Annotated in this window: 24 protein-coding genes, 5 tRNA genes and 1 pseudogene; 23 read left to right on the top strand and 7 right to left on the bottom strand. The window is 52.7% G+C overall.

Features of this window, described 5'->3' with window-relative positions; all coding sequences use genetic code 11:
* The 21 genes from MVO87_RS09985 to MVO87_RS09885 form a co-directional block, all read left to right on the top strand.
* Positions 1-905 (top strand): RNA-guided pseudouridylation complex pseudouridine synthase subunit Cbf5 (locus MVO87_RS09985; RefSeq protein WP_297553028.1); only part of this gene is annotated, 905 nt, incomplete at its 5' end.
* 751 nt (positions 906-1656) lie between these two features.
* Positions 1657-2613, top strand: a complete 957-nt coding sequence (locus tag MVO87_RS09980; protein ID WP_297514138.1) for a potassium transporter Kef — start codon at positions 1657-1659, stop codon at positions 2611-2613.
* 229 nt (positions 2614-2842) lie between these two features.
* The gene (locus tag MVO87_RS09975) at positions 2843-3727 is read left to right on the top strand and encodes a hypothetical protein (protein ID WP_297514140.1); all 885 of its coding nucleotides are present in this window, start codon (positions 2843-2845) and stop codon (positions 3725-3727) included.
* 10 nt (positions 3728-3737) lie between these two features.
* Entirely contained in the window at positions 3738-4406 is a 669-nt protein-coding gene (locus tag MVO87_RS09970) for a hypothetical protein (RefSeq protein WP_297514143.1), read from the top strand.
* 243 nt (positions 4407-4649) lie between these two features.
* On the top strand, positions 4650-5237 hold the full coding sequence (locus MVO87_RS09965; protein ID WP_297514146.1) for a class I SAM-dependent methyltransferase: 588 nt from the start codon (positions 4650-4652) through the stop codon (positions 5235-5237).
* Positions 5223-5309: transfer RNA gene (locus MVO87_RS09960), tRNA-Ser, on the top strand. Before MVO87_RS09965 ends, MVO87_RS09960 begins: the two co-directional genes overlap by 15 nt.
* Positions 5310-5351: 42 nt before the next feature.
* A complete protein-coding gene (locus tag MVO87_RS09955; protein WP_015859575.1) occupies positions 5352-5801 on the top strand; it encodes a 30S ribosomal protein S13 in 450 nt (149 codons plus the stop codon).
* A 10-nt stretch (positions 5802-5811) separates the two neighbouring features.
* Positions 5812-6354, top strand: a complete 543-nt coding sequence (locus MVO87_RS09950) for a 30S ribosomal protein S4 (RefSeq protein WP_042692877.1) — start codon at positions 5812-5814, stop codon at positions 6352-6354.
* Positions 6351-6773 (top strand): 30S ribosomal protein S11, encoded by a 423-nt coding sequence (locus MVO87_RS09945; RefSeq protein WP_042692880.1) that lies wholly within the window; start codon positions 6351-6353, stop codon positions 6771-6773. Before MVO87_RS09950 ends, MVO87_RS09945 begins: the two co-directional genes overlap by 4 nt.
* A 29-nt stretch (positions 6774-6802) precedes the next feature.
* Positions 6803-7585: a DNA-directed RNA polymerase subunit D gene (locus MVO87_RS09940; protein ID WP_297514154.1), complete on the top strand. Its 783-nt coding sequence runs from the start codon at positions 6803-6805 to the stop codon at positions 7583-7585.
* Between the two features lies 1 nt (position 7586).
* Positions 7587-7674, top strand: a tRNA-Leu gene (locus MVO87_RS09935).
* 58 nt (positions 7675-7732) lie between these two features.
* The gene (locus tag MVO87_RS09930; protein ID WP_042692884.1) at positions 7733-8098 is read left to right on the top strand and encodes a 50S ribosomal protein L18e; all 366 of its coding nucleotides are present in this window, start codon (positions 7733-7735) and stop codon (positions 8096-8098) included.
* A 6-nt stretch (positions 8099-8104) separates the two neighbouring features.
* A complete protein-coding gene (gene rplM, locus MVO87_RS09925; protein ID WP_014122445.1) occupies positions 8105-8533 on the top strand; it encodes a 50S ribosomal protein L13 in 429 nt (142 codons plus the stop codon).
* A gap of 10 nt (positions 8534-8543) precedes the next feature.
* Positions 8544-8951 (top strand): 30S ribosomal protein S9, encoded by a 408-nt coding sequence (locus MVO87_RS09920; protein ID WP_015859569.1) that lies wholly within the window; start codon positions 8544-8546, stop codon positions 8949-8951.
* A gap of 32 nt (positions 8952-8983) precedes the next feature.
* Positions 8984-9181, top strand: coding sequence for a DNA-directed RNA polymerase subunit N (locus MVO87_RS09915; protein WP_011250450.1), 198 nt, complete (start codon positions 8984-8986; stop codon positions 9179-9181).
* Positions 9182-9198: 17 nt separating this feature from the next.
* Positions 9199-9276: transfer RNA gene (locus tag MVO87_RS09910), tRNA-Pro, on the top strand.
* A gap of 56 nt (positions 9277-9332) precedes the next feature.
* On the top strand, positions 9333-9506 hold the full coding sequence (locus tag MVO87_RS09905) for a DNA-directed RNA polymerase subunit K (protein WP_042692889.1): 174 nt from the start codon (positions 9333-9335) through the stop codon (positions 9504-9506).
* Between the two features lie 6 nt (positions 9507-9512).
* The gene (locus MVO87_RS09900; protein WP_297515042.1) at positions 9513-10538 is read left to right on the top strand and encodes a hypothetical protein; all 1026 of its coding nucleotides are present in this window, start codon (positions 9513-9515) and stop codon (positions 10536-10538) included.
* Between the two features lie 15 nt (positions 10539-10553).
* Positions 10554-11159, top strand: a complete 606-nt coding sequence (gene rpsB / locus MVO87_RS09895) for a 30S ribosomal protein S2 (RefSeq protein ID WP_297515057.1) — start codon at positions 10554-10556, stop codon at positions 11157-11159.
* A gap of 39 nt (positions 11160-11198) precedes the next feature.
* Positions 11199-11286: transfer RNA gene (locus MVO87_RS09890), tRNA-Leu, on the top strand.
* Between the two features lie 57 nt (positions 11287-11343).
* A complete protein-coding gene (locus tag MVO87_RS09885) occupies positions 11344-11499 on the top strand; it encodes a 50S ribosomal protein L40e (protein WP_014122450.1) in 156 nt (51 codons plus the stop codon).
* Here MVO87_RS09885 and MVO87_RS09880 read toward each other — a convergent pair whose 3' ends face one another.
* On the bottom strand, positions 11500-11829 hold the full coding sequence (locus tag MVO87_RS09880; protein WP_042692896.1) for a PadR family transcriptional regulator: 330 nt from the start codon (positions 11827-11829) through the stop codon (positions 11500-11502).
* Positions 11830-11934: 105 nt separating this feature from the next.
* On the opposite strand from MVO87_RS09880, the gene MVO87_RS09875 reads away from it, so the two are divergent.
* Complete coding sequence (locus MVO87_RS09875) at positions 11935-12234, top strand: FUN14 domain-containing protein (protein ID WP_297515055.1); 300 nt, start codon at positions 11935-11937, stop codon at positions 12232-12234.
* A gap of 4 nt (positions 12235-12238) precedes the next feature.
* On the opposite strand, the gene MVO87_RS09870 is transcribed toward MVO87_RS09875, so the two are convergent.
* A complete protein-coding gene (locus MVO87_RS09870; RefSeq protein WP_297515037.1) occupies positions 12239-13000 on the bottom strand; it encodes a metallophosphoesterase family protein in 762 nt (253 codons plus the stop codon).
* A gap of 651 nt (positions 13001-13651) precedes the next feature.
* Positions 13652-13729 (bottom strand) — tRNA-Arg (locus MVO87_RS09865).
* A 67-nt stretch (positions 13730-13796) separates the two neighbouring features.
* Between MVO87_RS09865 and MVO87_RS09860 the strand changes: the two genes are divergently transcribed.
* Positions 13797-14246, top strand: coding sequence for an Lrp/AsnC family transcriptional regulator (locus MVO87_RS09860; RefSeq protein WP_297515052.1), 450 nt, complete (start codon positions 13797-13799; stop codon positions 14244-14246).
* On the opposite strand, the gene MVO87_RS09855 is transcribed toward MVO87_RS09860, so the two are convergent.
* The 4 genes and pseudogenes from MVO87_RS09855 to MVO87_RS09840 form a co-directional block, all read right to left on the bottom strand.
* Positions 14229-14558 carry a hypothetical protein gene (locus tag MVO87_RS09855; RefSeq protein ID WP_297515035.1) on the bottom strand — a complete coding sequence of 110 codons (330 nt, stop codon included), beginning with the start codon at positions 14556-14558 and terminating at the stop codon, positions 14229-14231. The genes MVO87_RS09860 and MVO87_RS09855 overlap by 18 nt on opposite strands.
* Position 14559: 1 nt before the next feature.
* Positions 14560-15276: a phosphoribosyltransferase family protein gene (locus MVO87_RS09850; protein ID WP_297515032.1), complete on the bottom strand. Its 717-nt coding sequence runs from the start codon at positions 15274-15276 to the stop codon at positions 14560-14562.
* 55 nt (positions 15277-15331) lie between these two features.
* Positions 15332-15820, bottom strand: coding sequence for a YkgJ family cysteine cluster protein (locus MVO87_RS09845; RefSeq protein WP_297553024.1), 489 nt, complete (start codon positions 15818-15820; stop codon positions 15332-15334).
* A 4-nt stretch (positions 15821-15824) separates the two neighbouring features.
* Positions 15825-15949: pseudogene (locus tag MVO87_RS09840) on the bottom strand (Lrp/AsnC ligand binding domain-containing protein); the annotation flags it as partial.

The raw sequence follows: 15949 nt of genomic DNA, 5'->3' as shown, positions 1-15949 counted from the left end.
CGCCCGAGAAGAGGCCGATGGAGATGCACATGCAGTTCGGCATAATCAACCTCGACAAACCCCCTGGACCGACGAGCCATGAAGTTGTCGCGTGGATTAAGAAGCTCTTCAACCTGAGCAAGGCCGGCCACGGCGGAACCCTCGACCCCAAGGTCAGCGGTGTCCTACCAGTTGCCCTTGAGAGGGCCACGAGGGTCGTCCAGGCACTTTTGCCAGCGGGAAAGGAGTACGTGGCTCTGATGCACCTTCACGGCGACGTTCCCGAGGACAAAATCCTCGCCGTTATGAAGGAGTTTCAGGGCGAGATAATCCAGAGACCACCGCTAAGGAGTGCCGTAAAGAGACGTCTGAGAACGAGGAAGGTCTATTACATAGAGGTGCTCGAGATAGACGGCAGGGACGTGCTCTTCCGCGTTGGTGTCGAGGCGGGAACGTACATACGTTCGCTGATTCACCACATAGGCCTGGCTTTGGGCGTTGGAGCGCACATGGCCGAGTTGCGCCGTACTAGAAGCGGTCCCTTCAAGGAGGACGAGACGCTGGTGACGCTCCACGATTTGGTTGACTACTACCACTTCTGGAAGGAGGACGGCATCGAGGAGTACTTCAGGAAGGCGATACAGCCGATGGAGAAGGCGGTTGAACATCTGCCCAAGGTGTGGATAAGGGACTCTGCCGTTGCGGCGGTGACGCACGGCGCGGACCTGGCCGTTCCGGGAATAGTCAAGCTCCACAAGGGCATAAAGAAGGGTGACCTCGTTGCGATAATGACCCTCAAGGACGAGCTGGTGGCACTTGGAAAGGCCATGATGACGAGCGGCGAGATGCTCCAGAGGAGCAAGGGCATAGCGGTTGACGTTGACAAGGTCTTCATGCCGAGGGACTGGTATCCGAAGCTCTGGTAGAAACTTCGCCTGCGCGAAGTTTCATCAAGGTTCGTGATTCCTTCTTAGATTTCCTTTTGTCATGTTTTTGCTTTTTCAGTTGCTTCTTGAGTTTGGAATTCTACTTAAGTGGAACTCTCCTACTTGGGTTTTACCATTCTCTCCGCGCTCCTTTGGAGCGCTTTTGGGTTAAACCCCTTGTCAGGAAGTTATGTAATGTGAATTCTTGTTATTCTAAGAGTCCGTAAGGAAATAAAAAACACTCTCCAAATTGCGCCCTAAAGAGGAATCACTATCTTTGGTCAAGCTTTCCTAAAGCTTGCTCTGTACTCTCAAACCCCCGGAGTGGGGCTTCGCCCCACGTTAGGAAACTTTGCCTGCGCAAAGTTTCATCAAAGTTGGTAGCTCCCTCTAAAGGGCTAAAGTTTTGAATTATTTTCTCCTCAATGGGTTGTTTTTGAGGGCGAGAACTTTCTCAGCTTGCTCATTATGTGGGATTTAACTTTAAAATCGACGCCCGAAGGGCGTCAAGAAGAAAGCAAACCCAGTTTAAAAGGGCTGTTTTGGGGTTCTCTCTTAGAAAGCTCGATTTTCCCAGTAAAATCTGTCTTCTTTGGGCCTTTGATGAGGAGCTACTAACTTTTGGTGAAGCTTTTTCCAAAAGCTTCAGCACCGGTGGAAGAGTTGGGTGCTTTTGATTGATTTTTTATCGTGCAGGTCCTCCTGAACTTTTATTAAATGTTTTAGCGTATCGTAGCAAGGTGGCATGTATATGAGCTGGAAGGACCCTCGTCTCCTCCTAAACTTTCTTCTCGGGGCGGTTTTTCTGGCAGTCATATTTCACTACTCCCTTTCGCTTCCATGGGGCGAAAGCTTTTTGTTTGGGGTCGTCTTATCGCTTCTCTATACTCTGGCCCATGTTCTTCGGAAGGAACCGGGTAAATGGAGAAAGTCTGGGCTCTTAAAATCCAAGGGCTTAAGGTATCTCATCTTTTTCCTGGGCCCGTTTGGGTTCAGTGTGCTCTTATTCGGGCTTATGTATCTGGTCTTTGCAAAACCGGGAACTTCGTTCGTTTCCCTTGTCAAGGTGCTCGGCGCTCTCTTTGCAATAGGCTCTTCCCTGATGTTCCTCGCCTCGGTGTTTTATAGCAAGAATAAGACGCCTGAGAAAATCACTTACTCCTGGCAGAACTTTCTGAGGGAGCTTTCGGCGTCAATTCTCCTATTCATAATTTCATACTTCTCCGGGGTTAGCTTGGAAAAGAGTGTTTCAATGGCTCTTTATGTTTTTGTTGCGGCCGGCTGGTACTACTCCACGATGGCGCATAGGTATATTATGCCTGGGCGGATACTTAAAATCCGGGCAATTATCAATTTCGTGGCAGTCGCCTCTGGTTTGCACCTCTTCGTAATCAACAACACGCTCATAAGTGGGTTAATGGGAGCACTATTTGCATTTGCCTTTGAGAAAGACTACGAGATAACAAGGAAGCTTGTGGAAACGGGACTGTTGGATAGGAGATACGCCGAAAGCGGGGCCGGTGGTCTGTTTTATGCAATCTTTTACCTGTTTGGAGTGATTGCAGTTTTGATTGTGGTCACTGGAAATTATAACGCATCTTTCATCAGGGAATCCTTGTTAACAATGTTTAGGCTACTTTATCTGTTCACGGCGATTTTTCCTCCCCTTCGGGACGTTTATCGGGTGGTTGAGGTTGAAAGAGTATAGTGGGCAAGTTGGGGGCTGATTGTTCAGAACTTGGTTTTATGCGTAATGCCTGTTTGTGTTCTTTTGTTTGCTCTTTTACTCTCCCTTCTTCCGTTTCATTTTCGTTGTTTTGATACGGTTGGAAATTGAAAATCCTACTAAAAAACAGAAACAATTCAAACTTGTGACTAGAAAAGCTTTTAAAGGTTTTAGAGTCACACCTAATGACGACCGCAAGAGGCGTGCCCCTATGGGGAGCTGGACTAGGAAGGTTGGCGCAGTATTGTTGCTTGCTATGGTTATGAGTCTAGGCTTTAACGTTGCCTATGGGGCAAGAAATACGGATGCATTGAAGCCCGAAGAAGCCTACTGGGCAGGGGAACTCCAGAGAGACCTTCCTCTGGTGAAGGTCAATGAAACTGTGATGGCAATGGTTGAAGAGTACTCAAGCGAGATACTTGAGGAGTTCAATAGGGAACTGTGTACCATGAGTGACGAAGAAATGATTCGCGAGGGTCTCACAAAGGACGATATCAAAAAAGCCAGAGCGTTCTGCAGATTACCTGATGAGGCAAAGTTGAAAATCATTAGAAACAGACTCATACTTAGCGTGTACCTCACCAACGCTCGTTGCTCAGCCCTTAAGCAAACGGAAATGAGGCCTATAATAACCGCTTCTTCTGGTAGCACTTATTCCTGCAGGGATGGATGGGTTTACGCTTGGGGGATACCCACCAAAGAAAAACTTGGAATCTCTCACTGTTCATGGAGAAAGTCAGGATCTCCTTCATCTTGCAGTAAAGAAAAGGGTGTAGCATGCCTCTGGGGATGCACGAACGTTGATCCAAAACTTGGATGGTCTAGTAACTACAAGTATTTCTCTGATTTGGACAGCTTTGTTAAGGAAGTGACAAGCAAGGGTTACCACAAGACCGAGAGGTATGCGGCTTATGGCATCTACGGCCGAGACTTCACAAGAGGGATTAAATATGGATATCGCTACGAGGCAAGATACAGTCCAAAAACTCGCATGGGCTACGTGGAGGGTCCTGAGCCTAACCCTGAAAAGAACTGGTATGGGTTTATTCATGGGTTCTGGCCGACACTTGTGAAGCGCTGGCACGATAAATGCTGAGGTGGTTAGCGTGAAGCGCTCTAAGACTCTATACTCTGCCCTTCTTCTTGTTTTTCTGTTAATTGCTGGTGGAACTTATTACCTCCATGTTCGAGATTCTGGTAATACGATGGAACCCCAGATAAAGTTCAATGCAACGGGTCTTGACTCAATAGGTCCGAACATGACTCTCGTATACAAAGCCCGAGAATACTCTGGGAAGACACTCGTCCAGAACTTGACGAGAACCTTCATCATAACCCGGGAGGGAAACACTACTAAAATCCTTGAGAGGTTTAAAATCGAATGGCGGGCGCCCGATTACTCGATTTCTAAAGGAGAAAACCGAGCTGAGATAGTTGGCTCAAACTCCATTGTCTATCAATCTGATGGTTCAATCTTCGTTGAAGGGGAACGGGCTGAGGTCGAGCTCTTTAGGATTGGATACCCCTACTCTCCCGTATTCGAGCGACTAAAGGCTGAAAAGGGCTACACCCTAAGGCTATGCTGTGCCAATCTCACTGTGGAGGATGTGAGGACTATAAACGGGAGAGAATGTATCATAGTGAAAGCGGAAACTGAAGATGCCACTCTCAAACTTCTCATCGACTCCAAGACTCGCCTGCTCCTGTGGGATTACGGGGTTTCCAAAGACGTGAAGGGTTCATGGTGGGAGGACTGGCTGGTTTCCTCTAAGTGAGAGATCCCATGGAAGCTTTCCAAAAGCTTCAGCGCCGGCGGAAGAGTTAGTGTCTTTTTAGAATTTTTTGCTGATTTTTATTGGGGTTTTCTGTGTATCTCAGGGTAACTAGTTTGATTTAACCCTCTCAGATTGCTCTTTTGTTAGTGCACAATTGACCTTTTGCCCATTAATAAGGAGGACACTCTTTGGTCAAGCTTTGCGCGAGCAAAGGTTGATAAACCCCTCAACGAAGCACCGCACATGAGCCACTACTACTCCGAGGAGCCAAACGTTCCGCTGAAGACGAAGACGATAGAGGTCTGCATTAGGGGTTACTGCTTCAAGTTCATTACAGCGAGCGGTGTCTTCTCCTTCGGGAAGCTCGACAGGGGCACGGAACTGCTCATAGAGAACATGGTTCTCAATAGGAACTGGCACGTCCTCGACCTGGGCTGTGGCTACGGGGCAATCGGGATAGTTGCATCGCGCTTCGTTGACTACGTCGTCATGACCGACGTGAACAGGAGAGCGATTAGCATAGCGAGGAAAAACTTAAAAATCAACGGCGTTAGAAACGCCGAGGTCAGGTGGGGGAGCCTCTACGAGCCCGTTAAGGGCGAAAAATTCGACTCAATCATCACCAATCCCCCCGTGCACGCGGGAAAGGAAGTCCTGAGGGAAATAGTTATAAACGCTCCCCGGCATCTCAACGATGGTGGCCTCCTGCAACTGGTGATTAAGACGAAGCAGGGGGCAAAGTATATTAAGGCCCTCATGGAGGAGACCTTCACCGAAGTGAGAGAGCTCGCGAAGGGGAGCGGTTACCGCGTGTACGCCGGGATTGCCTAGCCTGGGAAGGCGCGGGCCTTGAGAGCCCGTGGGCGTTTGCCCGCCGGGGTTCAAATCCCCGTCCCGGCGCCAAAATCCCTTTGATTCCCAAGAGGGATGGGAGGTGTATTCGTAATGACCGAGAACTTCAGGCACATAGTCCGCGTTGCGGGCGTTGATTTGGATGGACACAAGCAGTTGAGATGGGCACTGACAGGGATTAAGGGAATAGGAATAAACTTCGCCACGATGGTGCTCAGGGTTGCAGGGCTCGACCCCTACATGAAGGCCGGATATCTCACCGACGAGCAGGTTAAGCTGATAGAGAAAATCCTCGAGGACCCCGTTGCCCACGGAATCCCAGCCTGGGCCGTCAACAGGCCGAAGGACTACGAGACCGGCAAGGACATGCACCTTATTACAGCCAAGCTCGTTATGGCCTGGCGCGAGGACATCAACAGGCTCAGGAGAATACGCGCTTACCGCGGTATAAGGCACGAGCTCGGCCTGCCGCTCCGCGGTCAGAGGACCAGGTCGAACTTCAGGCACGGAACCACCGTCGGCGTTAGCAGGAGGAAGAAGTGAGGTGGTGTAAATGGGAGACCCGAAGAGGCAGAGGAAGAAGTACGAGACTCCCTCTCACCCCTGGATTAAGGAGAGGCTCGACCGCGAGAGGGTTCTGAAGAGGAAGTACGCCCTCAAGAACAAGAAGGAGCTCTGGCGCCACGAGACCCAGCTCAAGGAGTTCAGGCGTAGGGCAAGAAGACTTCTCGCCGCCCGCGGTAAGCAGGCCGAAATCGAGAGGCAGCAGCTCCTCCAGAGGCTCCACAGGCTCGGCCTTCTCCCGGCCGACGCCGTTCTTGATGACGTTCTCTCACTCACCGTCGAGGACGTCCTTGAGAGAAGACTACAGACCATCGTCTACAAGAAGGGGCTCGCCAGGACCATCAAGCAGGCCAGGCAGCTCATAGTCCACGGCCACATCGAGGTCAACGGCCAGATAATCCGCTCACCCGGCTACCTCGTCCTCCGTGAGGAGGAGGACACGATAACCTACGCCAAGAACTCTCCCTTCGCGAAGGAGGGTCACCCTGAGAGGATGGTTATTGAACAGGCCAAGCAGGGTGGTGAGGCATGAGCGAGGAAACCCAGCAGCAGGTTAACCTCAAGAAGAAGGAGAAGTGGGGAGTTGCCCACATCTACTCCTCCTACAACAACACCATCATCCACATCACCGACCTCACCGGGGCCGAGACCGTCTCCAGGTGGAGCGGTGGTATGGTCGTCAAGGCCGACAGGGACGAGCCCTCCCCGTACGCGGCCATGATTGCCGCCAAGAGGGCCGCCGAAGAGGCCATGGAGAAGGGCTTCGTCGGAGTCCACATCAAGGTTCGCGCTCCCGGAGGAAGCAAGAGCAAGACCCCCGGACCCGGTGCTCAGGCGGCAATCAGGGCCCTCGCGAGAGCTGGCCTAAAGATAGGGCGCGTCGAGGACGTCACTCCGATACCGCACGACGGAACCAGGCCCAAGGGCGGTAGGCGCGGTAGGCGCGTCTGACCTTTACAACTTCTTTTTTGGTGATGCAAATGGAGCCGAAGTTTGAAATTCTTGAAAAGAGGGAGGACTCGATAAAGTTCATCGTTAGTGGCATAGACGTCGCCTTTGCCAACGCCCTTAGAAGGACAATTCTCGCTGAGGTTCCTACCTTCGCCGTTGACGAGGTTGAGTTCTTCGAGAACGATTCGGCCCTCTTCGACGAGATAATCGCCCACAGATTGGCCATGATTCCCCTCACGACACCCGTTGAGAGGTTCTCGCTCGACGCACTTGAACTCGATGACTACACCGTTACCCTCTCACTTGAGGCAGAGGGGCCGGGTATGGTCTACTCCGGCGACCTCAAGAGCAGTGACGAGGGAATCAAACCAGCGAACCCGAACATTCCGATAGTCAAGCTCGCCGAGGGACAGAAGCTCACGCTCAACGCCTATGCCAAGCTTGGTCGCGGAAAGGACCACGCCAAGTGGCAGCCGGGCTTCGTCTACTACAAGTACCTGACGAAAATCCACGTGAACAAGGACGTTCCCGACTGGGAAGAGCTCAAGGAGCTCGCCAAGAGGCGCGGTTTACCCGTTGAGGAGAAGAAGGATGAGATAGTCATAACCACCACCAAGGCCTTCTACCTGCCGAGGAAGTTCGAGGCCTACGAGGGCGAGAAGATTAGGGAAGAGGTAGTGCCTGGAACGTTCGTCTTTACAGTGGAAACAAACGGAGAGCTCCCCGTTGAGGAAATCGTGAGCATAGCGCTCAAGATACTAATGAGGAAGAGCGATAGATTTATAAACGAACTCCATAAATTAGCCGACTGACGCGGGGGTAGCCGAGCCTGGCCAAAGGCGCGGGATTCAGGGTCCCGTCCCGTAGGGGTTCCGGGGTTCAAATCCCCGCCCCCGCACCATAACGCTCACCCCGTCCACCTGTCGGTTTCCCTGCGAGAGCGTTGAGGAGGTATGTTCATGGTCAAGAGAACAGGTCCCACTGACATTAACCTGAGAAGGCTCATTCGGGCACTCAGGAAGAAGTCGAACGAAGAGGGAGTAAAGATTTGGAAGGACATCGCTTGGCGCCTTGAGAGGCCGAGGAGGCAGAGGGCTGAAGTCAACGTCAGCAAGATAAACCGCTACACCAAGGAGGGAGACACCGTCATCGTTCCGGGAAGCGTTCTCGGAGCCGGAAAGCTCGAGCACAAGGTCACCGTTGCCGCATGGAAGTTCAGTGAAACGGCTAAGAAGAAGATAGTCGAGGCCGGTGGCGAGGCCATCACCATCGAGGAGCTTATGGAGAGAAACCCGAAGGGTAGTGGAGTAATCATAATGGAGTGATGGGCCATGAGGATTATTAACGCTGAAGGACTCATACTCGGAAGGCTCGCCTCGAAGGTTGCCAAGATGCTCCTTGAGGGCGAGGAGGTCGTCATTGTCAACGCCGAGAAGGCCATCATCACCGGAAACCGCGAGGACATCTTCGCCAAGTACAAGCAGAGGACCGAGCTTAGAACCAGGACCAACCCGAGGAGGGGTCCGTTCTACCCGAAGAGGAGCGACGAGATAGTCAGGAGAACCGTCAGGGGCATGCTTCCCTGGAAGACTGACCGCGGAAGGAAGGCCTTCAGGAGGCTTAAGGTCTACGTCGGCGTTCCCAAGGAGTTCGAGGGCAAGGAGCTCGAGACCATAAGCGAGGCCCACATGTCGAGGCTTGCCACTCCGAAGTACGTCACCGTTGGTGAAGTGGCGAAGTTCCTCGGTGGAAAGTTCTGAGGTGAGAAAGATGAGGGTCATCCAGACTGCTGGAAAGAGGAAAACCGCTATAGCGAGGGCCACCATAAGGGAAGGAAAGGGAAGGGTGAGAATCAACCACAAGCCCGTCGAGATAATCGAGCCCGAGATAGCGCGCTTCACCATCATGGAACCGCTCATCCTCGCTGGAGAGGAGATAGTCAGCAAGGTTGACATCGATGTCAAGGTCGAGGGCGGAGGCTTCATGGGTCAGGCCGAGGCCGCGCGCGTCGCCATAGCCAGGGCCCTCGTCGAGTGGACCAACGACATGAACCTCAAGGAAAAGTTTATGAAGTACGACAGGACTATGCTCGTTGGCGACAGCAGGAGGACCGAGCCCCACAAGCCCAACCGCTCGACCAAGGGTCCGAGGGCCAAGAGGCAGAAGTCCTACCGTTGATGCCTCCCCTTTAACAATTTGAGGTGTGGGAAATGATAGTCCCCGTCAGGTGCTTCACCTGCGGAAAGGTGCTGGCAGACAAGTACTACGAGTTCAAGAAGAGGGTTGAGGCCGGGGAAGACCCGGGTAAGGTCCTCGACGACCTCGGCGTCGAGAGGTACTGCTGCAGGAGAACTCTCCTCAGCCACGTGGAGCTCATCGACCAGGTAATGGTTTATAAAGTCTACTAAAAACCGCAATTCTGGGCGGGGCCGTGGGGTAGCTTGGTCTATCCTCCCGGCTTGGGGTGCCGGAGACCCGGGTTCAAATCCCGGCGGCCCCACCAACATTCCGTTCACTGAAAAAACTCTCTTGAAGGTGTGGAAGGAAGGGGTGGTAAGTATGTTCAAGTACACCCGCTTTGAGAAGGCCCGCATCATCGGCGCGAGGGCTTTGCAGATAGCGATGGGTGCCCCCGTGCTGATAGACGTTCCCGAGGGAATAACTCCTCTTCAAGCTGCCTTAATGGAGTTCGAGAAGGGAATAATCCCGCTCACCGTAATAAGGCCGAGCTGATGAACGATGACGGTGATAGAGAACGTAATCGGCAGGGTTGCAGTGCTCAGGGGTGGGAAGTACTCCGTTGAGGTAGACGTCATAACCAGCTCGGGCTTTGGGCGGTTTGCCTCACCGATAGACGAGAACCCGAGCCTCTACATAGCCGAGGCCCACAGGGCTGTGAGTGAGGTTGACGAGATAATCGGGCCCGAACTGATAGGCTTCGACGCAACCGAGCAGGAGCTTATAGACAGCTACCTCTGGGAGATAGACGGGACCGAGAACTTTGGACACATTGGAGCCAACACCGCGCTGGCGGTTTCGATAGCCACCGCAAAGGCCGCCGCCAGCGAGAAGAACCTTCCCCTCTACAGCTACCTTGGAGGAACCTTCACCACCGAGTTGCCCGTCCCAATCCTTGAGCTCGGTCGCGGTGAGGAGTTCGACTACTACGTCATGGTCCGCGATTTGATGGAGATTACCGACGTCGTTGACGCTTTCAACAGCGTCCTTGAGAACGTTGAGGGCAACACCGTTGAGGCCTACTCGAAGGCCACCGAAAAGGCCACCGACGAGCTCGGCCTTGAGGTTGCCCTCGGACTCGTCCAGAAGAAGGAGCTCGATATAGAGACCGTCCTCTCGACGGTTGAAGACAACAACATCGCCTACATAAAGCCCGTCGGAAGTGAGGAGCTCTTCCTTGAGCTCATAGCAGGGACCCACGGGGTCTTCGTTGACGGTGAGTATCTCTTCCGCGAGAAAGACATACTCGACAGGCGCTACTACAACGCGCTCTCCATAAAACCCATAAACCTGGGCACGCTCACCGACTTGTACAACCTCATAAACGACGCCAAGTCGGAGAGAATCGTTCCAATCCTCTCGGAGGCTCGCTACGAGTCCTCCGATGAGGCCCTCGCCCACCTTGCGGTGGGCTTCCGTTGCCCGGCGATGGTGCTCCACTCGAACTCCATCGCCAGGCTGAACGAACTGATAAGAATAGCTGAGGATTTGGGTGAAAGGGGCAGGATAATAACCTTTGAAGGATGAGGAGGTGTGAAGGAAATGGAGGAGTATCTCGTTCCACTCGACCAGTATCTGGCAGCGGGTGTCCACATCGGCACCCAGCAGAAGACCCAGGACATGAAGAAGTTCATCTACCGCGTCAGGCAGGATGGCCTCTACGTCCTCGACGTTAGGAAGACCGACGAGAGGCTCAAGGTCGCGGGCAAGTTCTTGTCCAAGTTCGACCCGGAGAGCATACTCGCTGTCAGCGTCAGGCTCTACGGCCAGAAGCCCGTCAAGAAGTTCGGCGAGGTTACCGGTGCCAGGGCCATTCCGGGCCGTTTCCTCCCTGGGACCATGACCAACCCGCAGGTCAAGAACTTCTTCGAGCCGGACGTCATCATCGTCACCGACCCGAGGGCCGACCACCAGGCCATGAAGGAGGCCGTTGAGATTGGAATACCGATAGTTGCCCTCGTTGACACCGAGAACTTCCTCAGTTACGTTGACCTTGCAATCCCGACCAACAACAAGGGTAGGAAGGCCCTCGCGCTCATCTACTGGATACTCGCCAGGGAGATACTCTACAACAGGAAGGAAATCGAGAGCAGGGAAGACTTCAAGGTCCCCGTTGAGGACTTTGAGATGAGGATTGTGAGGACCTGAGGGGAAGGTTTTTAACTTTCCCCCTATACTTCCCCTCGCGCGGGGGTGCCCGAGCCTGGCCAAAGGGGCCGGACTTAAGATCCGGTGCCGCAGGGCTTCGCGGGTTCAAATCCCGTCCCCCGCACCAAACCTTTAAAAGTTCCCCGTTGAACGAAACCCGTCAAGGTCATTTGAGGTGGTTGAGATGGCGAGATTCCCCGAGGCTGAAGCAAGAATCTTCAGGAAGCTTATCTGCATGCGCTGTGGCGCCACCAACCCGTGGGGCGCAAAGAAGTGCAGAAAGTGTGGTTACAAAGGGCTCCGCCCCAAGGCCAGAGAACCGCGCGGTGGCGGACGCTGATTAGGTTTTCTTCAACTTTTTCAGCGTTTCTTCCAGAAACTCTATTCCCTCTTTTAGCAGTTCCTCACCCTTTGGCGTGAGCTTGTAGTACTTTCTGGCCGGCTTTCCCGTTTCGCTCTCCTGCCACTCTGCGGTAACGTAGCCGTCCTTTTCCAGCTTGTATAGGACGACGTACGAGCTGACGGTTGCAGGCTCGAAGTCGAAGGCCTCCTTTATGCGCTCCTTTAGCTCGTAGGCGTACATCGGCCTCTCCTCGAGGAGCCGGAGTATGTAGAGCCAGAGCACCTCTTTCGTGACCTTATTCCTCAACCTCTCTATCGGCGTCGTCATGCTCCCACCTGTTTTACGTCTTGTAAATATTTTGGATGCGTGTAATTTAAGCCTTTTGGGGAAAGGTTTTATACGTTAGCTTCCTAAGGAACCTCGGTGGTGATTATGGATTTCAACGTGAGTAGCATGTTTGGAGATATGGGCGTTGGAGCCCTCGTTGGATTCATTACCGGGTACGCTCTCAAGAAACTCATGAAGCTGGCGATGGCTATAATCGGTGCCTACGTCTTGAGCCTGTTCTACCTCCAGCAGAAGGGCGTAATAACAATAAACACCGACAAGCTATTCAACCTGACCGGTAGCATCACCCAGCAGGTGGTTAGTCTCAGTCAGAAGGTCGTGGGAATCCTTCCTGGAACCAGTGCATTCGTCGCGGGCTTCTACATCGGCTTCAAAAAAGGATGAGGAATCAGACCTTCCCGCGGTAGAGAATCTTGATGAGTTCCTCGGGAAGACCTTCCTTCTTGATTTTCTCCTCAATGAGCTTCTTTTCCTTCTCGTAGTCCACCTCGATGAACTTGGCGTGGAGCGTGTCAACGTCAACCAGCGCGAAGGTTGCCTTGTGGTTCTTGCCCGGCGGATAGCCTATGCTTCCGGGGCAGATTACCCTTCCGTACCTCGTCATTGCGTTGACCGGGTACTTCGGCGACGCCACGAAGAGTATCTCGTAGTCCTTGACGGGCCTCATTATGGCCTCGTAGTAGCTGGTCGGCTGGTCAGGGAGAACCTGGCCCTCGAAGGGGTTAAGCGGGCTTCCATAGACGCCAAAGATGTCGTTTTTGCCTATCTTATCCACGAGGTAAATTGGTAGGTCCCTGATGAACTCCCTGCCATCGTGACCGAGCTTTTCCCACGTGTACTTCAGGGCCTTCTTGATGTAATCTGGGTAATCGAGCCTGTCAATGTAGTCGGGCCCCTCCGCGTGCGGGTCGCTGGCCGCTATGGCCTGGTCGAACTCACCGCGGATGACCTTGACGACGTTGTTTCTGATGAGGTCGTCGAGCGTGTCGAGAACTTCCTTCGGATACGGAAAGAGGCCGACCACGTTTCCAAGAACGTAGTACTTCTCAATCTCATAGCCTTCTTCCTTGAGGGCCTCAATCTTCTCGAGGGCCTTCGCCAGAGCGGGAAGGTTTCCGTTTATGTTCGCCAGAACCGCCACGTACACCATGGTACCACCCCCATTTTTTCTTACCTAAAGAAACTAAAAGCTCCAAGGTATTTAAACGTTTCGGGCATTTGAGTTTCACAGAAAGGTATTGGGAGGGCTCAGGGCATCAGAAGGGGAAGCGTCCCTTCTTTTTCTTGGCTCCCTTCTCCCTGTGCATGCTCTCGAGGTAGAGCAGGAGTGCGTCCTCTATCACCTCTATCACCTCCTTTTGTTTTTTGTTGGTGAGGTTCTGCCTCTTCCATGCGGTCAGGAAGTTCCACTGGTGGCCATTAGGGTATCGGTTTCCGAAGGTGCCTATAGAACTTTTTAACGGCCCTTGGAATTGAGTATGGCGGTAGTTTAAGGGACAAACCAAGCCTGGAAAAGCTCAATCCAATTTTGTGATTCTCTTAACAGGGACTTTTTGCGTGTTTGTGCTTTCAAAGAGCCTTTTGGCTTTGGAATTCTCTGGGTTGGGCATTTTATTGTTTGGGTTTACACTTTTCCGCGCTCTGAAGGAGCGCCTTTCAGAGTAAACTTCAAAACTTCAACTGTAAGGCCCCGTGGAGCGAATTCCAGTGTAGATTACATTCAAGAGTGCACACTTTTGTGGTTGCACTTTGGAGGAGAATCACGAACTTTGATGAAACTTTTGCTTGGCAAAAGTTTCTATGGCGGACCGGCGGGGCTTCGAACCCCGGACCTGCGGCTTAGGAGGCCGCCGCCCTATCCTGGCTAGGCTACCGGTCCACTGCCCGCTATTCCCTCCCGGAGAAGAGTATTTAAAGTTTACGGTTTACTTTTGGTGGTGAATGGCATGGTTGACGAGCTTGACCTCAAGATTATCTCTCTCCTCCAGAAGAACGCCCGCCTCTCGTTTAGGGAGATAGCGAGGGAACTCGACGTTGCCGTTGGCACAGTCTACAACCGAATCAAGAAACTCGAAGAGGAGGGTGTTATCAAGGGTTACGCTCCTGTTCTTGATTACGAAAAGCTTGGCTTTGGACTAACGGCCCTCATTGGAATCAAGGCGCAGGGAAGGAAGATAGCCGAGATAGAACGGAAGATAGCCGAGAAGACCCGAGCAATGATGGTCTATGACATAACGGGCGAGTTCGACATCTTCGTCATAGCGAAGTTCAGGGACAGGGAAGATATGAACCGCTTCGTGAAGTGGCTTCTCTCCCTGGATGGGGTTGAAAAAACGAACACGAGCGTGGCCATGCAGGTTGTGAAGGAGGAGCCACGGTTAGCCCTTGAGGATTAAGACCTCGTCGAGGAAGCGCTTTGCGAAGTCCTCGAAGCTCTCAACGGGAAGCTCCACTTCCTTTCCGTTGACTTTTCCCCTGAAAACGTAGCGTCTCGCCGTTATCTCCAGGATTTTTTTGAAGTCCGGGCTATCCTCGACTGTTCTTTCAAGAACTCTCGTGAACTCGTCGCTGTCAACCTCAACGACAACGCCCTCTATGACAACCCTCTTTCCACATTCCTCCTCACCGCACTCAAACTTGAAGGGAACGCCGGGGGCGAACTCTATCGGCAGGCTCAGCCCCTCGGCGTTGTAGATGAATCCCTTCATGTCAATCCAACCTTATGAGGCTCTCCACGGGGAACTCGTACTCCTCTTGGAGTTTCTCGACGATGTCGCCAACGCTTATTAGGAAGAACATGCCCACGGGCTTTGCCCCTGCCTGTTTGGTCATCTCCACAAGGGCCCTCTGGGTTTCTCCGCTCCTTATCACGTCGTCCACGATGAGGACGTTTTCGCCCTTTTTAAGTGCCCACTGAGGGAGGTACAGGGTCATAACGGTTCCGGAGGCACTGGGAACGTAGCTGACCTCGTAGAACTTCTCAACACCAACTTCCTTCTTCTTCTTGGCGTAGACTATGTCCGCACCGAGTTCCCTGGCTATATGGACTCCGAGGGCAATTCCGTCGGTTGCGGCAGTGAGGACCTTGTCAACGTCTTTGTCGAGGTACCTCCCTGCCACCTCTTCAGCTATGAGGCTCATCAAGGCCGTGTCGCTGAGCACCGGCATGTTGTCGAAGAAGCCCCTCTCGTCGAACTTTATCCTCTTCTTTACCTCCTCCTCAAGGTTTATGTAGGGCAGGAGGAGTTCGAGCAGTTCCCTCGTCCTCTCGGCGCTCGGCAGAACCTTCCCGCGAACGTACCTGTTCAGGACGGTTATCGGCAGTCCCGTTATCTTCGAGAGCTCCTCGTAGGTGTAGCTTTTCTTGAGGAGCCTCAAAACCCTGATGAGTCTGAGCTTCTCTTGGACGGACTTCAACTGACTCATTCTCTCACCTCCGCGTGCCCGGTGTTTAACAAGAAAATGTATAAATACGTTTCGGTCATCCGAGAACCTTACGCCGGTACTCCTCTATGACGTCACCGTATTCCCTGAGGAGAAATTCCTTCGTGACTGGCTCTCCTTCGGGATGGTTGATTCCAGGGCAGAAAGAATCCTCCTTTACGTAAATCTCCATCTTCTTTCCGTGCTTGACAAATACGAAGGGATAGAGCCTGCATGCGAGAGGCCTATGGTTGTAAATCTTGCATCTCTTTGTCTCGGGGTCAAGAAAGATGCATGCGTCATCAAATGGTCTCTTTTTAAGGGCATAGCCAAGGAACTTATCCCCACGGTAGAAGAGCTTCTCGTAGTCCACAAACTCCCAGGCGTTATAACCTAGCTCTTCAATCTTGGCGATGTCCTCGTCCCGAAGAGGGATTTCAAGCTCCTCACAGCACTTCCCGCAGTTTTCAACGCACTTAAATTTGAAAGATGGGTCGGACTCGACCTCAAGGGTTTCGAGGTCAATGGTCGCGACCCACCGCTTCACCCCCTCACCCCCGGTAGGTGCTTGCTATCAGCGTTTCAGTCATCTCTATCTCCGGAATTTTCCTGAGAACCTCATCGTGGAACTTGTCGAGGTTCTCTATCGTGGGCACCTCAACCCTAAGTATTATAT

Source organism: Thermococcus sp., from assembly GCF_027063845.1.
Taxonomy (GTDB): domain Archaea; phylum Methanobacteriota_B; class Thermococci; order Thermococcales; family Thermococcaceae; genus Thermococcus.
This window is presented reverse-complemented; position numbering and strand designations above follow the sequence as displayed.